The sequence below is a fragment of the Pedobacter vanadiisoli genome, from assembly GCF_042684385.1.
Lineage (GTDB): Bacteria > Bacteroidota > Bacteroidia > Sphingobacteriales > Sphingobacteriaceae > Pedobacter > Pedobacter vanadiisoli.
In genome coordinates, this window is the sequence record NZ_JBHULL010000031.1 from 1 (window position 1) to 15,995 (window position 15,995).

General features: G+C 37.3%; 15 protein-coding genes and 2 pseudogenes. 5 read left to right on the forward strand and 12 right to left on the reverse strand.

The window, feature by feature from the left end:
• Positions 1 to 1,447: 1,447 nt before the first annotated feature.
• On the reverse strand, positions 1,448 to 1,939 hold the full coding sequence (locus ACFSR6_RS17750; RefSeq protein ID WP_379081311.1) for an anthrone oxygenase family protein: 492 nt from the start codon (positions 1,937 to 1,939) through the stop codon (positions 1,448 to 1,450).
• A 239-nt stretch (positions 1,940 to 2,178) separates the two neighbouring features.
• Positions 2,179 to 2,358, reverse strand: coding sequence for a histone H1 (locus tag ACFSR6_RS17755; protein WP_379081313.1), 180 nt, complete (start codon positions 2,356 to 2,358; stop codon positions 2,179 to 2,181).
• Between the two features lie 353 nt (positions 2,359 to 2,711).
• On the opposite strand from ACFSR6_RS17755, the gene map reads away from it, so the two are divergent.
• Positions 2,712 to 3,512 carry a type I methionyl aminopeptidase gene (gene map / locus ACFSR6_RS17760; RefSeq protein WP_379081315.1) on the forward strand — a complete coding sequence of 267 codons (801 nt, stop codon included), beginning with the start codon at positions 2,712 to 2,714 and terminating at the stop codon, positions 3,510 to 3,512.
• A 55-nt stretch (positions 3,513 to 3,567) separates the two neighbouring features.
• Positions 3,568 to 3,768 carry a KOW motif-containing protein gene (locus tag ACFSR6_RS17765; RefSeq protein ID WP_379081317.1) on the forward strand — a complete coding sequence of 67 codons (201 nt, stop codon included), beginning with the start codon at positions 3,568 to 3,570 and terminating at the stop codon, positions 3,766 to 3,768.
• Positions 3,769 to 3,950: 182 nt separating this feature from the next.
• Here ACFSR6_RS17765 and ACFSR6_RS17770 read toward each other — a convergent pair whose 3' ends face one another.
• Positions 3,951 to 5,075 (reverse strand): AI-2E family transporter, encoded by a 1,125-nt coding sequence (locus ACFSR6_RS17770; protein ID WP_379081319.1) that lies wholly within the window; start codon positions 5,073 to 5,075, stop codon positions 3,951 to 3,953.
• 519 nt (positions 5,076 to 5,594) lie between these two features.
• Here ACFSR6_RS17770 and mnmE point away from each other — a divergent pair.
• The 3 genes from mnmE to ACFSR6_RS17785 all read left to right on the forward strand — a co-directional run bounded on the left by mnmE (position 5,595) and on the right by ACFSR6_RS17785 (position 9,315).
• A complete protein-coding gene (gene mnmE, locus ACFSR6_RS17775) occupies positions 5,595 to 6,953 on the forward strand; it encodes a tRNA uridine-5-carboxymethylaminomethyl(34) synthesis GTPase MnmE (RefSeq protein ID WP_379081321.1) in 1,359 nt (452 codons plus the stop codon).
• Positions 6,954 to 7,225: 272 nt separating this feature from the next.
• Positions 7,226 to 7,594 (forward strand): helix-turn-helix domain-containing protein, encoded by a 369-nt coding sequence (locus ACFSR6_RS17780; protein WP_379081323.1) that lies wholly within the window; start codon positions 7,226 to 7,228, stop codon positions 7,592 to 7,594.
• A 653-nt stretch (positions 7,595 to 8,247) separates the two neighbouring features.
• A complete protein-coding gene (locus ACFSR6_RS17785; RefSeq protein ID WP_379081325.1) occupies positions 8,248 to 9,315 on the forward strand; it encodes an alpha/beta hydrolase family protein in 1,068 nt (355 codons plus the stop codon).
• An 891-nt stretch (positions 9,316 to 10,206) separates the two neighbouring features.
• Here ACFSR6_RS17785 and ACFSR6_RS17790 read toward each other — a convergent pair.
• From ACFSR6_RS17790 to ACFSR6_RS17830, 9 genes and pseudogenes are all read right to left on the reverse strand, one after another.
• Positions 10,207 to 10,887, reverse strand: coding sequence for an Imm52 family immunity protein (locus ACFSR6_RS17790; RefSeq protein ID WP_379081327.1), 681 nt, complete (start codon positions 10,885 to 10,887; stop codon positions 10,207 to 10,209).
• Between the two features lies 1 nt (position 10,888).
• On the reverse strand, positions 10,889 to 11,152 hold the full coding sequence (locus tag ACFSR6_RS17795) for a Tox-REase-5 domain-containing protein (protein WP_379081329.1): 264 nt from the start codon (positions 11,150 to 11,152) through the stop codon (positions 10,889 to 10,891).
• A gap of 207 nt (positions 11,153 to 11,359) precedes the next feature.
• Entirely contained in the window at positions 11,360 to 11,692 is a 333-nt protein-coding gene (locus ACFSR6_RS17800) for a hypothetical protein (protein WP_379081331.1), read from the reverse strand.
• Positions 11,689 to 12,345 (reverse strand): polymorphic toxin type 44 domain-containing protein, encoded by a 657-nt coding sequence (locus ACFSR6_RS17805; RefSeq protein WP_379081340.1) that lies wholly within the window; start codon positions 12,343 to 12,345, stop codon positions 11,689 to 11,691. Before ACFSR6_RS17805 ends, ACFSR6_RS17800 begins: the two co-directional genes overlap by 4 nt.
• Positions 12,334 to 12,480, reverse strand: a pseudogene (locus ACFSR6_RS22520) (RHS repeat-associated core domain-containing protein); the annotation flags it as partial. The gene ACFSR6_RS17805 and the pseudogene ACFSR6_RS22520, both read right to left, overlap by 12 nt.
• Positions 12,481 to 12,496: 16 nt before the next feature.
• Positions 12,497 to 13,279: a hypothetical protein gene (locus ACFSR6_RS17815; RefSeq protein ID WP_379081334.1), complete on the reverse strand. Its 783-nt coding sequence runs from the start codon at positions 13,277 to 13,279 to the stop codon at positions 12,497 to 12,499.
• Positions 13,280 to 13,289: 10 nt separating this feature from the next.
• Positions 13,290 to 14,186, reverse strand: a pseudogene (locus tag ACFSR6_RS17820) (RHS repeat-associated core domain-containing protein); the annotation flags it as partial.
• Positions 14,187 to 14,650: 464 nt separating this feature from the next.
• Positions 14,651 to 14,908, reverse strand: a complete 258-nt coding sequence (locus ACFSR6_RS17825) for a hypothetical protein (protein ID WP_379081336.1) — start codon at positions 14,906 to 14,908, stop codon at positions 14,651 to 14,653.
• Positions 14,908 to 15,995 (reverse strand): RHS repeat-associated core domain-containing protein (locus ACFSR6_RS17830; protein WP_379081338.1); only part of this gene is annotated, 1,088 nt, incomplete at its 5' end. The genes ACFSR6_RS17830 and ACFSR6_RS17825, both read right to left, overlap by 1 nt.

Genomic DNA, 15,995 nt, shown 5'->3' on the forward strand with positions numbered 1-15,995 from the left:
TTAGGCATAAAAACCTTGACGATATATTAATGTGCCGCTACCGTTTTAGGTAATCTGATTTATAATTTAAGAAAAGTAATCGTTCTTTGCCTTAAATAAAATATCAAAACAAATCTAAAGGACGATAATTTGAGAGCACTATTTCCTAAATTTTTATGTCAGTCATATTGATTTTACACAATAAATTACCTCCCAAAGACGACAAATCTTTATTTAAGATACGGCTTTATTAATTTGGAAATCCCACCTTGCATCGTTTTCTTGTAGCAAATATGTTTTTAGCCCCGGGCGTAGCGGCATCCCTGAAGCGCAGCGAAAGGATATAGCGGAGAACGGGAACAAACTTTAATAATTGCCCCCGACACTGCGCTCCAAAAACATATAAGGCCTCCTTTTTGGAAAGCAGGTGCAGTACAAGTCAGTTCTAGCAGTCCTTCTTTCCGCTTCTATCTTTTTGTGAGAATAGCTGCACATACAATGGATGGTAGAGCAAAAAGGATAGCCGCTACAATAAGGTTTAGTTAACCGGGGGCAGTGCAATAAAAAATGGTGTTAAAAAAAGAGCTGTCATTCTGAACGCAGTGAAGAATCTTTTACCTAGAACATTAAGTATTGGCCGGTGAGACATTAACCAATAGAAAAAATAGCATTTTGTACCTTGTTCTTTGCAGTAACTGTGTTTTTAGCCCCGGGCGTAGCGGCATCCCTGAAGCGCAGCGAAAGGATATAGCGGAGAACGGGAACAAACTTTAATAGTCCCCCCGACACTGCGCTCCAAAAACATATAAAGTCCTCTTTTTGGAAAGCAGGTGCAGTACAAGTCAGTTCTGGCAGTCCTTCTTTCCACTTTTATCTTTTTGTGAGAACAGCTGCACATACGATGGATGGTGCAGCAAAAAGGATAGCCGCTACAATAAGGTTTAGTTAACCGGGGGCAGTGCAATAAAAATTGGTGTTAAAAAAAGAGCTGTCATTCTGAACGCAGTGAAGAATCTTTTACCTAAAACATTAAGTATTGGCCGGTGAGACACCAACCAATAGAATTAATCTATCATCGATAAATTTCATTAAAAAATACCGTCATCTCGACTGAAGCGCAGCGAAACGGAGAGATCTACCTAATTAGATTTCTCGACTGCGTTACACTCCGCTCGAAATGACGATAATTTGAGAGCGCTATTTCCTAAATTTTTATGTCAGTCATATTGATTTTACACAATAAATTACCTCCCAAAGACGACAAATCTTTATTTAAGATACGGCTTTATTAATTTGGAAATCCCATCTTGCATCGTTTTCTTGTAGCAAATATGTTTTTAGCCCCGGGCGTAGCGGCATCCCTGAAGCGCAGCGCAAGGATATAGCGGAGAACGGGAACAAACTTTAATAATTGCCCCCTAACACTGCGCTCCAAAAACATATAAGGCCTCCTTTTTGGAAAGCAGGTTTAGGCCTTACGGCTCACTATTGCTGCATAGGCTACCAATACCATGCAGACAAACGAAGCGATGGTTCTGATGCGATGGTATGCATTCCAGCCGGGTTCAAATTTTTCTCGTAATGAACTGAGCCCGCTTGCATCAAGTTTATCCAAATCTGCCCCGTCTAACAGGTTATTAAGGGGTACATTACCCATTAAAGTAACCAGGAAAACCCCACCAAAGTACAGTAAGCTTGCTCCTAAAAGCAGGTAAAACACGGTGGCCTGTTCTCTAAAAAACCAAACGCTTATGGGCAATATGAGGAGTGTACCCATAAAAGAAATAAAAAAAAGCGGATTTAAAATAGCCCGGTTAATTGATTGCATGGCTTGCAAAAAAGAGGCATCAGAAAGACGTGCAAGGCCAGGCATAACGGAACAAGAATAGGCATAAAACAGCCCGCTAATCAGTGCAGTAGAAACTGTACTCCACAAAAGAACCAAGGTTTTGAAATTCATAACTAATTGCTTTATCCGTATCTGTAGCCCGAAGACCGTTTACGAATGTAAGCAAAAACCTTATCCCAAAGAAAATTAGCTTATTTAAAAAAGAACACTGCCTTAGGTACGAAAGGTGTATCCATTAAACTATTAAAAGCGAACAGGTAGCGCTTTATGCAAAAGTAATGTCTTCTTATGCTCCAAAATAAAGAAAGCCCGTATAAAATGCGGGCTTTCTTTGTTCAAGCGAAAACAAATTATTTAGCGCTGTTTTTTTTATCGGTTATTTCAGCTCTAATCTCCTGGGCTAAAACTTTCAGGTCTTGCATGGCTTTACGTACACGTGTACCTGCTGCAGCATTACCACCTTCATAAAATTTAGTTACGTCTACTTCAACAGAAGAGATCAGATCTTGCACTTTTTTAAATTTGTCCATAATTTTTCTTTTATAAGGATGATACTCATCCATTAATTAAACAATATTCCTTTCCGTTAACAATAAACGGGCCGCAAAACTATTGCTTTTTATAAATTAAACAAACGTTTATGATAAATCATTATTGCTTATGGTTTAAAAGGCAAAAAAATATAACAGTAATGCTGTGGCAAACATTTGATTCACAACAGTCATTCACCTAAACCGTCGTATTTTCTGCGCAGCAGTGTTTTTAACCACAAAACAGATATACTTATGGCACATGCAAAGTTCATGTGAGGTTACTCAAATCCTTTTACACCGCCACTTTTTCGTCTTTTTCCCTTTTCGCTTCTTTTGCTACATTTGCAGTAATGATTTTATATAAAACCAACGAAGAAGTAGAGCTGATGCAGATTAGTGCCCTGCTGGTGAGCAATACCCTTGCTGAAGTAGCTAAAGTATTAAAGCCTGGCATTACCACCCTCGAAATTGATAAGTTAGCAAACGAATTTATACTCGATAACGGCGCCGTACCTTCCTTTTACCAATACAATGGCTTTCCGTTTCATATCATTACCTCGGTAAACGATGTGGTGGTGCACGGTTTTCCCACTAAGGATGAATTGAAAGATGGCGACATCATCTCGGTAGATGTAGGTACAATTAAAAATGGTTTCCATGGCGATCATGCCTATACTTTTATTATTGGCGAAGTATCGCCTGCGGTGTTAAACCTGGTAAAAACCACTAAAGAATCGCTTTTTCTCGGAATTAAAGAAGCTGTTGTAGGCAAGCGCATTGGCGATATCGGTGCGGCTATCCAAAATCATAACGAAAAACAGGGTTACGGCGTAGTGAGAGACCTCGTTGGCCATGGTTTGGGTAGAGATATGCACGAAGATCCGCAGGTACCAAATTATGGAAGAAAAGGCAACGGTTTACTGTTAAGGGAAAACCTAGTGCTGGCCATAGAACCGATGATCAATATGGGCAAAAAAGATGTCTTCCTGGATGATGACGGCTGGACCATCAGAACGGTTGATGGAAGTCCGTCGGTACACTTTGAACACGATGTCTGCGTTAAAAAGGGAGAAGCACTTATACTTTCCAATTATGCTCCTATTGAAGCTGCAGAAAAGCAGAACAGCAACCTCAATACTTCCTATTACTAATATTTAGTACTGAATAAATTACGTTATCTGCAAACAGGTTAAGCTTACAACAAAAATGGAAACAACAAATTTAAAGGATGGCGATTATTGTGTGGTGGTTAAAGGAACACACAAAGGCAAGCAGGGTAAAGTAAGCGATATACATACGAGTAAAACTGGCCACATTACCATTACTGTTGAACAAGATAATGGCGTTAAGTTTAAAACCCTTGGTCGAAACGTAGAACTGAAAGTGACCACCAGCTCAAATCGCTGAAATTAAGATTACCGTTCAATCTTAAAATACATTGGTTACATTAGCTTACAATTTTTTATACCAACCGATATTCAATATCATCTGTGTTATCTTCTTAAAATCTGCGGGGAACTTATATCCCAATGGTTTCACGCAGATTATGCTGATTAGCGTAGAACCATAACATTTTCTATCCTAACAAGCTATCCCTTTTGTATGCCCGATCGGGTAGCTACCGGTTTTTTTTTTCTAAAGTTAGCAAACGTCATGGGGCTTTTAGCCGGGCGTTCATCCCCGAGCAGTACGCCCCATTGCTTAAATGATTCTGTACGGTCGAAAATAATTTTGAGCACCGCCACAATAGGCAATGCCAGGAACATTCCCGAAACCCCGGCTATGCTACCACCTATAAATACCCCCAGGATGGAAAACAAAGCATTAATTTTAACTTTAGAGCCTACAATACGTGGCATCAGGATATTATTATCCAAAAACTGAACAAATGCAATTACACCCAAAACGGTAATAACAGGCCATAATTCCTGCGAAGAAGTAAGGGTAAGCAGCACGCCAATTACGTTACCAATTAAGGCCCCCACGTAAGGAATCAGGTTTAATATGGCAAAAATTACCCCAATCAAAAGCGCATGTTTTATACCAACCAGCATCAATATCCCGCCCAGTAAAATGGTCATATAAGTGATCTGGATCAACAGGCCAATTAAGTAACTTTTAATAATCGATTCCGTTTCATAAATGGCTTCTTTCACTTTCGGATGATCATCTGCTTTAAACCACATAAAAATAAAGCGCAGTAAAATGTCTTTGTAGAAAAGCATCAGGTAAATGTAAATGGGCAATAAACCTATAAACACAAAAATGCCGCTCAGGGTAACGGCAGCACCGCCGGCAAGCGAGGTACCCATGTTCATCAAATCGTCGCTTTTAGCCTGTATAAATGCTTTTTGCTGTTTATCATCATAATGCGTAATGCGGCTTATCCAATCGCTTAATGTATTGATATGCTGGGTTACATTCGCTTTTATCTGCGGAAAATCTTTAACCAAAATGCCAATCTGGTTCGAAAAAAACCAAATGATCAATGCCATAAAAAGCGCTACCAGTAAAATGGATAAGATAATGGCTAACGATTCGGGAATTCTTTTTCTTTTTAAAAAGCGGTACACCGGCAGCAGCATAATGCTGATGAAAAAAGCCATCAATATGGGCATAATAATGTCTCTCCCGATTACCATAACAGCCACAATGGCCATCAGTCCCAATAACTCTATCGATCGTTTAACGGTCAGGGGTAAATTGTTCGTCATAAAAAGCTTATTCTGATTTTGAGATTTAAACACCATTGTGGTGAAAAAGTTTTGTTTTTTTTGGTCAGAGGTCGGCGATCCAGAGTCTGAAATCAGGAGTCGATAGTCAGGTTTCCCAGCCATGGGTTATATCGAAGGATAATTTTTGCACAATACGAAGACAGACAGTAGCAAACCGATAAGCTACCCCAACAGAACAATTATGTTTTAGTGGCTATGGCTAAGAATCTACGCCTGGCTATGAACCATCAAACCATTGACCAATAACTAATGACCAATAAACCAATGACCAATAAACCAATGACCAATGAACCAATGACTAATGAACCAATGACTAATAACCAATAAATCAATGACCAATAAATCAATGACCAATGAACCAATGATCAATGAACTAATGACTAATGACCAATGAACTAATGAACCAATGACCAATAAACCAACAAACCAGAAAAAAATTACTTCCCTTACACCATATCCCCGCATATTAGCCTTATTTTTGCAGCTTTAATACTGCACATGAACAATCAGGATACCATTATTGCTTTATCTACCCCCTCAGGTTCAGGCGCCATAGGCGTTATCCGTTTATCGGGCCCGGAGGCTATTTCGCTTACCAATGCCGTATTTGCAGGGAAAGATTTGGAAAAGCAGGCCTCGCATACCTTACATTTTGGCCTCATTAAAGATGGCGATCATATTGTTGATGAAGTGGTAGCCGGTTTATTTGTTGCCCCAAAATCGTACACCAAAGAAAATGTGGTAGAAATTTCCTGCCATGGCTCCAATTACATTATCCAGCAGATTATTAACCTGTTAATTGGCAAAGGTGCCCGTGCGGCCAAACCCGGCGAATTTACCCTACGTGCCTTTTTAAACGGCGCTTTCGATCTGAGCCAGGCAGAAGCCGTTGCCGATTTAATTGCTTCCAACTCCAAAGCCTCGCATGATGTGGCCATGCAACAGATGCGCGGCGGTTTTGCCAACGAATTAAAGGGTTTACGCGAACAGTTAATCCATTTTGCCTCCATGATTGAGCTCGAACTCGATTTTGCCGAAGAAGATGTAGAGTTTGCCAACCGCGAGCAGCTCAAAAACCTGGTGAACAAGATCAATTACGTTTTACAGCGCTTAATCTCCTCTTTCGAAATGGGAAATGTAATTAAAAATGGGGTTCCCATTGTTATTGCCGGCAAACCCAATGTGGGTAAATCTACCCTGCTAAACGCCTTACTGAACGAAGAAAGGGCCATCGTTTCTGACATTGCCGGAACCACGCGCGATACCATTGAAGATGAACTCACCATTGGTGGTGTGGTGTTTCGATTTATTGATACGGCCGGCATACGCGATACCGCCGATATTATCGAAGCCCTGGGCGTAGAACGTACCTTAGAGAAAATGAAACAGGCTAAACTGATCATCTACATGGCCGATGCCAACCAAAGCGCAGCCGAAATAGAAGAACAAATTAGTGGTTTAGCGCAACTGGGCATCCCCTATTTAATTTTGGTTAATAAAGCCGAACTCCTTAGTCCTGCACAGCGTAAAGCCTTAGAGGCCTTAAATGTGGTATTTATTTCGGCCAAAGAGAAACAGGGGATTGATGAGTTAAAAAACACCTTACTGGAGCAGGTAAACCTGCACCACATTAATACGAGCGAAACCTTGGTCACCAATATCCGCCATGTAGAGGCTTTAAAACAAACCGAACATGCATTGCAACGCGTTTTAGCCAATGTAGATAATCCGGTCACTTCCGATTTTTTAGCCATGGATATTAAACAGGCCCTGCATTACCTGGGCGAAATTACCGGTACCGTTACCACTGATGATCTGTTGGAGAATATATTTACGAAGTTTTGTATCGGTAAATAAACACAACAAGTAAAACAAATACAAACAAACCAAATATCTGATATTTAACCATTTACATTATTTTAAATTTTGTAAGGGTTTTTCAGGATTTGGTTTATTTTGTTCTTTTTTGTCCCTCACTTGTCCCTCAAACCAATAATATTTTATTTTTTTAAACCCGGGAGAAATTCTGTCGCTTAAGGTACCTTATTGTATCTTATTGCAACTAATTGTCGGTTATTGCACCTTAAGCATGTTTTCTCTCCCACAAATAAAATATTATGAGTTCAAATATGAAAATCAAAAGTATCTGTGATTATTGTGGGGCAGCATTTATTGCCAGAACAACAGTTACCAAATGTTGTAGTGACATTTGTGCAAAACGATACTACAAAAAAAGAAAAAGAGATCAAAAAATTGCACAAAGCCAATTAATTACTGAAAACTCAAATGAAAAGCTCATCGATAGGATTAATGATCAATCTTATTTTTCTTTAAAAACACTCGACTATTTATCTGTAAAAGAAGCTGCCCAGCTTTTAAAATGTGACCCTAGGACGATCTATAGATTAATTAAGTCCGGCAGGCTTCCTTATGCTAATTTATCGATCAGACGAATTAGAATTTTAAAGCATCTGCAGCGCGTTTTATTACCCGGATGACAGAAGATTCCGGTAGGCTAAAAATCAAGTTTAAAAACGCTAAAAATCAGCCGACTGCACACTTTAATCGGTAATCTGTGCACATTTTGGAGCGAAATGAGTGGACACTTTTCGGATAATCCCCAGATTTATCCGAGAACCCAAATTGTAACACATGATCTTTCAATTCGCCAAGTAATTTTCGAAGGTACTTGGTCATTCGATAACTTTCATCAATAATTCGCAGTGATTCCCCGCTGACTTTCTGTTCGTACTTTAAGATGCTCGAAATAGCATCCTTGTAAATCTGGTTTTTCATGGTAATAATTTTTAGTGAATAGTCAATATCCCCTAGAGAGAATTTTTAGACCTTCAACTTAAGAAATAAAATTTTAATTCTCAATACTGCGAAATAAAATTTTATCGATTTCCTTGGCTAAAAATCCCGCCTTCAACAATCATTATAATTCTTGTCTTGGAGTTAATTTCCGAAGTGATTAATATTACCAATCTAAAAAATGAAATTAGTTTTTTTGACGGGCATTTCGTGATATATTAAAAAGAAGCCGGAAGTCTTTTATCGATATTTAATGTAAATAATTCTGATATTTTCCTGAATTTATACGTAAATTTGAACCGTTCTAAACTAACCATTTCAATGTCCATCATCACTTATGAACATTAAATTATCTATTTTCCTGTTTTCATTCATGCTTCCATTTCTGGCTTCTGCACAAACAAAAAAAAACCTGAATAACACAATTTCTACCCGTCAGATTCACGAAGAGCAATATATTCCCATCAATGGAATTGAACAATGGGTAACTATTAACGGGAATCCTTCCAAACCTGTTATTTTGTTTCTGCATGGTGGGCCGGGAAGTCCCATTACCCCATATATTGATGTTCTGTATAAAGATCTCGAAAAAGATTTCATTGTTGTGCAGTGGGACCAGCGCGGTTCTGGAAGAACATATGGACATAATAATCCTCCTGATGAACTGACTCCAGAATATTTAAAAACCCACCCACTCACCCTGGAACAAATGACAAATGATGGCATTATGCTTTCCCAATATCTTCTACAGCACCTTGAAAAGAAAAAAATCATCCTTACTGGTACATCCTGGGGATCTGCTCTTGGTGTAAAAATAGCCACCAAAGCTCCTGAGCTTTTTTATGCGTATGTAGGACATTCTCAGATTGTGAATCCTAATTTCAGTACAGAAAGATATTCAAAGCTTTACAAAACAGCAGAAGACCAAAAAGATAATGACGCTCTGAAAATATTGAACACCATAGGTAAGCCGCCCTACTCCAGCGCAAAAAGCACAGGCATGCTTTACAGAGTGATCAAAAAATATGAGAAAGCAAATTCTACTCCCGCTCCGGAAAACTGGTTTGTAGTAGCTCCAGAATACAACAATGAAAAGGACCGTAAAAACAGAGAAGATGGTGACGATTACTCATTTGTCAATTTTGTCGGAGATCAGAAACTGGGTGTACAATCGATGGGAGCTTCCATTGATATGATGAGAGATAATCTGAATTTTAAAATTCCTGTTTATCTGATCCAGGGTGAAGAAGATATTCTGACGCCTAAGGAAATGTCCAGAAACTATTTTGATACCCTGAAAGCTCCTAAAAAAGAATATTTCTTACTGCCTAAAGCAGCACACGGTTTTAACCAGTCTGTGGTGGATACTCAATATAAAATCTTCAGAAGTATAAAAACAAAGTAAGGCAAGGAAATGGGAAACAAGAAGTTATGATCATATAAAATCAAATAACCCAAACCTTTGTCACTACTATGTTGAATCTTTCATTTCTGATGAGAAATATTGAAGACCATTGCTGGTGAACAATTTAGATATCCAAATGCAAATGCTGCGACAAACAATTAAAAAAACATATTGAACTTCATAGGGAAGCAAGAATTTTTAATTCAGTTATTTTTGGTTTGATTTCATAATAACTTTACCTTTGTACTAGTTATTATTGGTTTGTGGATATTTATCCCCCATTTGTCCCTCAATGGCGATAAATAACTGATAGTAAGGCTTTTCGAAGTTTTGTATCGGGAAGTAGTACCAAAAACCAACCACCAATCAGGACAATCTAAAATAATCAATCAACCGATTATCAATAATTTATATTAATACTCCCCCTTAAATTCCTTGGAGGTTTGCCACTGGTTTTGCATTTTTGTTGCTCATGCGGCTGAAATTTTACCAAAAAATCAAGGATGAAATGATGTCGCTTATTGATACTAAAAACTTGAGTATTAGTTTATTTTATCGAAACCCAAAAACCTCAATCAATGTTAGGGTATTATAATTAGGAAGGTCTTAGGTATTTACAATACTAAAAGCCCCACTTTTCATTAGTATACAAAACCCAGATCAGGCATACAAATAATCCTTGCCACTACTACGTGACAAGGATTATTTAGACTTAAATAGATGTCAACCTATTTTAATACCACTCAAGCATTGTTGATGGTCATAAGAAATGGCAACTTAGAAAGAATCTCCATTATATAAAGCGGTTGGGTCAATTTAAAATAACTACAGTTTATATTCAACGGAAAGAAAATTGAATATAACAACAACAGCCTGTTAATAACTGCCTGATTACAGTCCACCTAAAAGCTTTAAATCTTCAATTAATCCATAATCGTAAACCATTCCGTTGTCAGTTCTCAAATGAAAAAGATGTCCTTTTTTATAATTCGGATCGTAAATAATATTACGACCTAACTTTGGTGCATTAGAAATATTTTTTTTATACGTTATCCAACCGGTATCATTCATTCCTGCTAATTCTCCGGATATTTTCTTTGAAGTAAGGATTAACTTATCTGGTTGCCAATTATCAATCAATAAATCAACTATACTTTTAATTTTCTCAAATTTTAGCAATCTATCTTTAATTTCGAATTTATAGGGAAAATTAATTAGGCACAGATTCCCAGTAATCATTGATGAAGCACCAGCCACAAATGATAAACCAATTGACTCATCATCTGCCTGCCCGGTCCATAAAGATAATCGATATCCAATTCGATTTTTACCCTGCTCATCAATGTCAGTCTTTTTCAATCTTTTCTTATACAGTTGCTCGATCTCTACTGTATTTAGATTGATCTTAGATGTCAATGCCTGTTTTCTACTTCTACCCAATTCATATAAGTTTGAAAATTGCTCATCAATACTTTGTAACCCTATTAGGGTTTTTATAGTGAGTTGGACTACTGTTTCTAAATCTTGGTGCCTAGATCCCCAGTAGGCACCTAAATAAAATGAATCTACCATATCAATTTATTGGTGTATATTTTAGTAAAATACTTCTTATATTATTTTGTTCAAACAAAGTTTTAGTAGCATTTAGGCTTTTTTGACTAGAAAAATTCCATTCAATTACAGAACCATTTGCAGCTTCTAATTGTCTCCTAGCTTGATCAACAAGAGGGTCTTTCCCTATAAACCAGTCTTGGAATTCTCCATTTTTGTTAACAAAATTATCATAAGAACTTTTTGCTTCTAGAAGAGTTCCATTATTAATTCCATTAAATTTCATGTCATTGGCTTAATATGGCAATTGCCGCTGAACTGAAAAGGACTAGATATATTATTTTATCAATATAGCATTAGTTCATATAAGACTAAAAAGACTTTCGCCAAATAATAGCAAAGCTTAACATTCATAACTCGGCTTTGCTATTAAATTTCACTTTTTAAGCATAAGTGAACGCCTACATTAAAGCTACAATGTTAAACTTGAGAGCTATTTAATGCTAAGAATAATCGTATCCAACTTTTTACTTAAGCCAAATGAAGTAGTATCAGCTAAAACCAGAAATAAAGAGTCTGCACTTATAAATTTAAACTCTTTTACGAAATTATGTTCATAAGAGTTTAAAAGTTCTTCATCATTGTCTTTATTAATTTTCCTAACTTGTATTACATCATTAGCTGTGGCACCAACTTCAACATAATATAGTTTAACAATTTTGCCACTAGAGCTTTTTGCAGATGAAATATATGTTTCGTCTTTAGTTGTAATACCACAACTATAAAGCATTACGATTAGAAAATTAATTAAAATGAGCTTTTTCATTGATTTTTTTGATATATAATACCTAATTTTATCATCTTTTGATCATAAGGATCATCTCCGTAGGGCGGTAACATAGTCTTGGATGTGTTGGTATTACCGAAACTATCTACAGTCGTATTTGTTACGTATTTTTGCCATTCCAATCTTGAAGTACCAGCGGTCATTTGTGCAGCACCAGCATTTTTTAATAAAAATCCTTCTTCACCAAACCAAGTTGCGCTACCAACGGCACCATAATGGAAGTTTCCTATATCTGGTGCGGAATATTTTCCTCCGTTAAAAGAAAATTCAGTGGAGGTTCCATTTGCTTTATCAAATGCATTAGCAACCCCATATATTGTATTTTTGTTATTTTTCAAATCCCAATCTCCTTTCCCTCTAACGAGATTTTTAAATGTAAATGGATTTACTATGCCTACTGCATATTTAATATTTTCAGAAAGCAAGTTATCTAATATTCCATTAGCATCTATTCTCTTACCAAGTTCTCCAATTTTTACTCCCCCAGCAGATGTATTAGTTTTAGAGTTATAATTCTTTTTGTAATCTTTATAAGAGGTAGCGTCTTTGTGCAGATAAATGCTATTATCCCCATCGTTATAATTACCCAAAACCTTACCATACTTATCAAGATGGATTGATGTTGGCGCCATCCCATCGGGGTCAATAAATCTAATCGGATTATTGAGTCCATAATTATAAGTCGAATACCTTCTCATCTTCTCTGCCAAAGGATCAACTACATTCCATCTACCAATCACTGGATTATAGAACCTTGCCCCATAATCCAGTTAATTAGTATAACTATAGTTTTGTTTTTACAAAATATTCGATTGAAATTGATTTATCTTTATTCTCAATTTGCGTATTTTCAATGGTGACTTTTTGAAGTATGTTATTCTTGTAATCATATTTTCGAGTGAGTATATAGTTTTGAAACTTAAACTCATCCTTAATTAAATGGTTATTTGTAATATAAATTTTAGCCTGCAATAATAGCTCGTTTGTCGGAATGCCGTACTCTAAGAGAATAGATGGTATAGCGTTAACCTTGAACGTATAAACATTACTATTATTTGTATTTTCGTATTTCAAATTTGAATTTGCAGTGTTATTAGCTATAAACTTTATATCTGAAATATAAGTTTTAAGAAGAGATAAAGAATCCTTTAGGTCTTTGAATATATTGTTATTTTTTTCACTGTCTTCTAAAACTAAACCTTTTAATACATTTATATTAACTAATACAGCCTTCGGATTATATTTAAATAAGACTTGATCCTTTAAAATAAATTTACTCTTGCAATTAGATAGTACATCTATTGCGGAATAGTGTCTTTCTTCGAGTAGTTTATTTTTATTTGAGTAAACATAAATGGTTGAATCCACTAGATTACAACCGGTTCTACTGTAATCATTTTTTAGAATAAGATTTAATTTATGATCATAAATATTCGTTTGAAGTATTTTGTTATTCACTAACTTCGAGTGCATGCCTTGCCTATTTAAAAACCTATCTATTTTAAAGCCATTATTGTTTGATTTACAAGAAATTAGAAGTAGAAACATTACGAGTTTAAATTTCATATAGAATGTATTATTTATTGACTTTCCAAAAAATAGTTGAATTGTAAACTGCACTCGATGTCAATCTAATTTTACCTTTGTTCAGTCCTGTGTTTGCTGTGCTTACCTGGGGTGCAACAAAATTCTTTCCCACACTAGTTTTCCATTTCGAATAATGTGCATCAGAAATATTCCAACCCATCGTATTTTTATGAAGCTCCCAAGTTCCTGAAGATTTTCTTTTATCAGAAGCCGGAAACAATGCCTGCTCAGCTCCGTCCCATTGACTTGCGCCAAAACTATAATCAATACCGCCCATCTGCGCATTTATTTCTGCAGCAATAGCAAGTTGCTTCATTGTACCATTTCTCTGACCAGGTGTCAATTTATTGAATGCTTTGGCCTGATCACTATCTTTTCCATAAGCAAGATCATTTTTATCATGTACACTTGCAATAGAAAACATTTCTTTTTTTAGTTTATCAGTAATTTTATTAAGTCTAAAAGCTGAACTTTCACCATATACGGTCGCGGACTTACTGAGAAGTTCTTTATTACCAATTTCTAACTCGGTAATTTCACTTTTTTTTATGGCATATCCATCCCCCTTTTTTGTATAAGAGCCATCTTTTGCGACGTATGCTTTATCGTCATCGATATGATCGGTCCCAAGCCACTTTCCATCCGTACCATAATAATCTCTAAACATTCCATCTGGATCAATGAACAAAATTGGATTATTAAAAGCATAATTGTAAGGTGTAGACTTCCGGTCCTGTTCAGCCATTGGATCCACCACATTCCACCTTCCAATTACCGGATCATAGAACCTTGCACCGTAATCGTACTGTCCCAGCTCTTTGCAGTTCCTTGCCATCGTAAAGATACTTGTTAAGCGCGCTTTTGCAGCCGGTTCTTTCCCCAATCCAAAGGCATAATAGTTGTCTTGCTGTAAAACCTCCGATCGATTGGTTACAGGATTTTTAAAGAAAGTGGCCCTTCATTCGGTTACCCGATTAAAGACAAAACCAATGTATTTAATTCCTAGCATAATATCTGGAACCCAAATTCGAAACAGCATGCATATGTGTTCAATAATTTATCTGTAGTCTCCTGATGCTCAACTCTCAGGCTCAAGACTACGGATAGATGGGTTTAGCATGGAGTGAACAAGAAGATGCATTGCTCACACAACGCTTTGCTAAAGGCATCAAGATTACAGAACTAGCCAAACTACACTCCAGAACTTACGGAGCCATCAAAGCAAGGCTTATTAAACTTGGTTTACTACAGAAATAACAAAGCCCAACATTCCTGATGGGCTTTGATGTAATCCGTTTCTCACACGTCACAGACGTGCGCTAGCGAAGGGGGCACAAGAACAATTATGCGCTACTCAAGATACTCTTCAAACATATCTTTTCCTTTATGATATATTATGTACCTTGTGTTGCGGGCATCCCATATTTGGATATAAATTGACCCATCATCATTCTTACCAACATTAATTAAAATGTTGTCCTCTTCTTCATTAGTTTCAACATCAATTATATCGCCCTCGCTAATAAATCCCTGTACTGCCTCTGGCTCCTTGGTTATTGACATAGAGCCATTGCTACAATTCTGAATTTGGATTTTAATTTTTTTCATTAGAAGTGTGTTTTTAAAATTTCTAAAACTTGCCGGGCCCTTACGACAGATGCCGGATTCAATGCCCCTGAGCCGCCGTTTGTAAGCGTTTTTTCACCCGCTTTTACAAGACCCGAATAAATATTGTGCAATACTTCTTTCGTATAACCAGCCTCTAACAATTGTTTTTTTGTAAAGTCACCTGCTGTTTTCGTTATTATAGTTTTATCGCCCCATCCCAGAAAAGCTGCGACCGATTTACTGCCGCCAGCCTCTGATAAAGCTTGACTAAGTTTAACTCCCGCCTCCGGAGCAAATGTAGCTGCTCCCTCTAAAGCACCTGCTCCCCTTAAAATGGCCGCCCCTCGACCAAAAAGGCCTGCGGTTAACCAGAAGTATCCTTGCACATCAACAGGCATACTCCCATGCAACTGTCTAACACCTGGAGTAGGGTGTCGTTTTTGACTACCTGCTCCTTCATCAGCCGCAACACCCGAAGTGTAGCCTGTTTGTACGTCAACAGTATAATTGGATATTCCGCTTGCATATGGGGCTGCATCTAAATTTACTACTGTTACGTAATCAGTAACATCACCACCCTTAGTTCCAGTCATAGTCGTGCTCTGCACTTGGCCACCTTGGACAACAACTTCATACTCGTTAAAAAACATTCCATCAGGATCAACGAATCTAATCGGATTATTCCCACAATAAACGTAAGGACTAAACCTTCTCATACCTTCCGCCAACGGATCAATAACATTCCACCTTCCTATCACCGGATCATAGAACCTAGCACCATAATCATATTGTCCTTGCCCTGGAGTCCCCAATTCTTCCTGCAACTCCTTACCATTGTAAAGATATTTATTTGTTCCACCACTCGCAACTTTTCTCAATCCGAAAGCGTAATAATCGTCCCGCTGGATCGGCTCCACGGTACCAGATACTGGATTCTTCTGGAAACTGGTGCGGACATTCCCCAAATGATCTGTCTGATTGTACTCATAACTGTAACTTCCGTTACTGTTACGCGCAATCCCTTCTTCAGTCTGGATGAAATCAATGGTACCATTGGGTTTGTACACTATCCCATCCAGGTAATCAA

Coding starts and splice junctions, on each gene's coding strand:
- map (WP_379081315.1), top strand. CDS start 2,712: ATGATTTTATATAAAACCAACGAAGAAGTAGAGCTGATGCAGATTAGT.
- ACFSR6_RS17800 (WP_379081331.1), bottom strand. CDS start 11,692: ATGAAAAAGCTCATTTTAATTAATTTTCTAATCGTAATGCTTTATAGT.
- ACFSR6_RS17755 (WP_379081313.1), bottom strand. CDS start 2,358: ATGGACAAATTTAAAAAAGTGCAAGATCTGATCTCTTCTGTTGAAGTA.
- mnmE (WP_379081321.1), top strand. CDS start 5,595: ATGAACAATCAGGATACCATTATTGCTTTATCTACCCCCTCAGGTTCA.
- ACFSR6_RS17805 (WP_379081340.1), bottom strand. CDS start 12,345: ATGGCGCCAACATCAATCCATCTTGATAAGTATGGTAAGGTTTTGGGT.
- ACFSR6_RS17795 (WP_379081329.1), bottom strand. CDS start 11,152: ATGAAATTTAATGGAATTAATAATGGAACTCTTCTAGAAGCAAAAAGT.
- ACFSR6_RS17785 (WP_379081325.1), top strand. CDS start 8,248: ATGAACATTAAATTATCTATTTTCCTGTTTTCATTCATGCTTCCATTT.
- ACFSR6_RS17765 (WP_379081317.1), top strand. CDS start 3,568: ATGGAAACAACAAATTTAAAGGATGGCGATTATTGTGTGGTGGTTAAA.
- ACFSR6_RS17825 (WP_379081336.1), bottom strand. CDS start 14,908: ATGAAAAAAATTAAAATCCAAATTCAGAATTGTAGCAATGGCTCTATG.
- ACFSR6_RS17750 (WP_379081311.1), bottom strand. CDS start 1,939: ATGAATTTCAAAACCTTGGTTCTTTTGTGGAGTACAGTTTCTACTGCA.
- ACFSR6_RS17770 (WP_379081319.1), bottom strand. CDS start 5,075: ATGACGAACAATTTACCCCTGACCGTTAAACGATCGATAGAGTTATTG.
- ACFSR6_RS17815 (WP_379081334.1), bottom strand. CDS start 13,279: ATGAAATTTAAACTCGTAATGTTTCTACTTCTAATTTCTTGTAAATCA.
- ACFSR6_RS17780 (WP_379081323.1), top strand. CDS start 7,226: ATGAAAATCAAAAGTATCTGTGATTATTGTGGGGCAGCATTTATTGCC.
- ACFSR6_RS17790 (WP_379081327.1), bottom strand. CDS start 10,887: ATGGTAGATTCATTTTATTTAGGTGCCTACTGGGGATCTAGGCACCAA.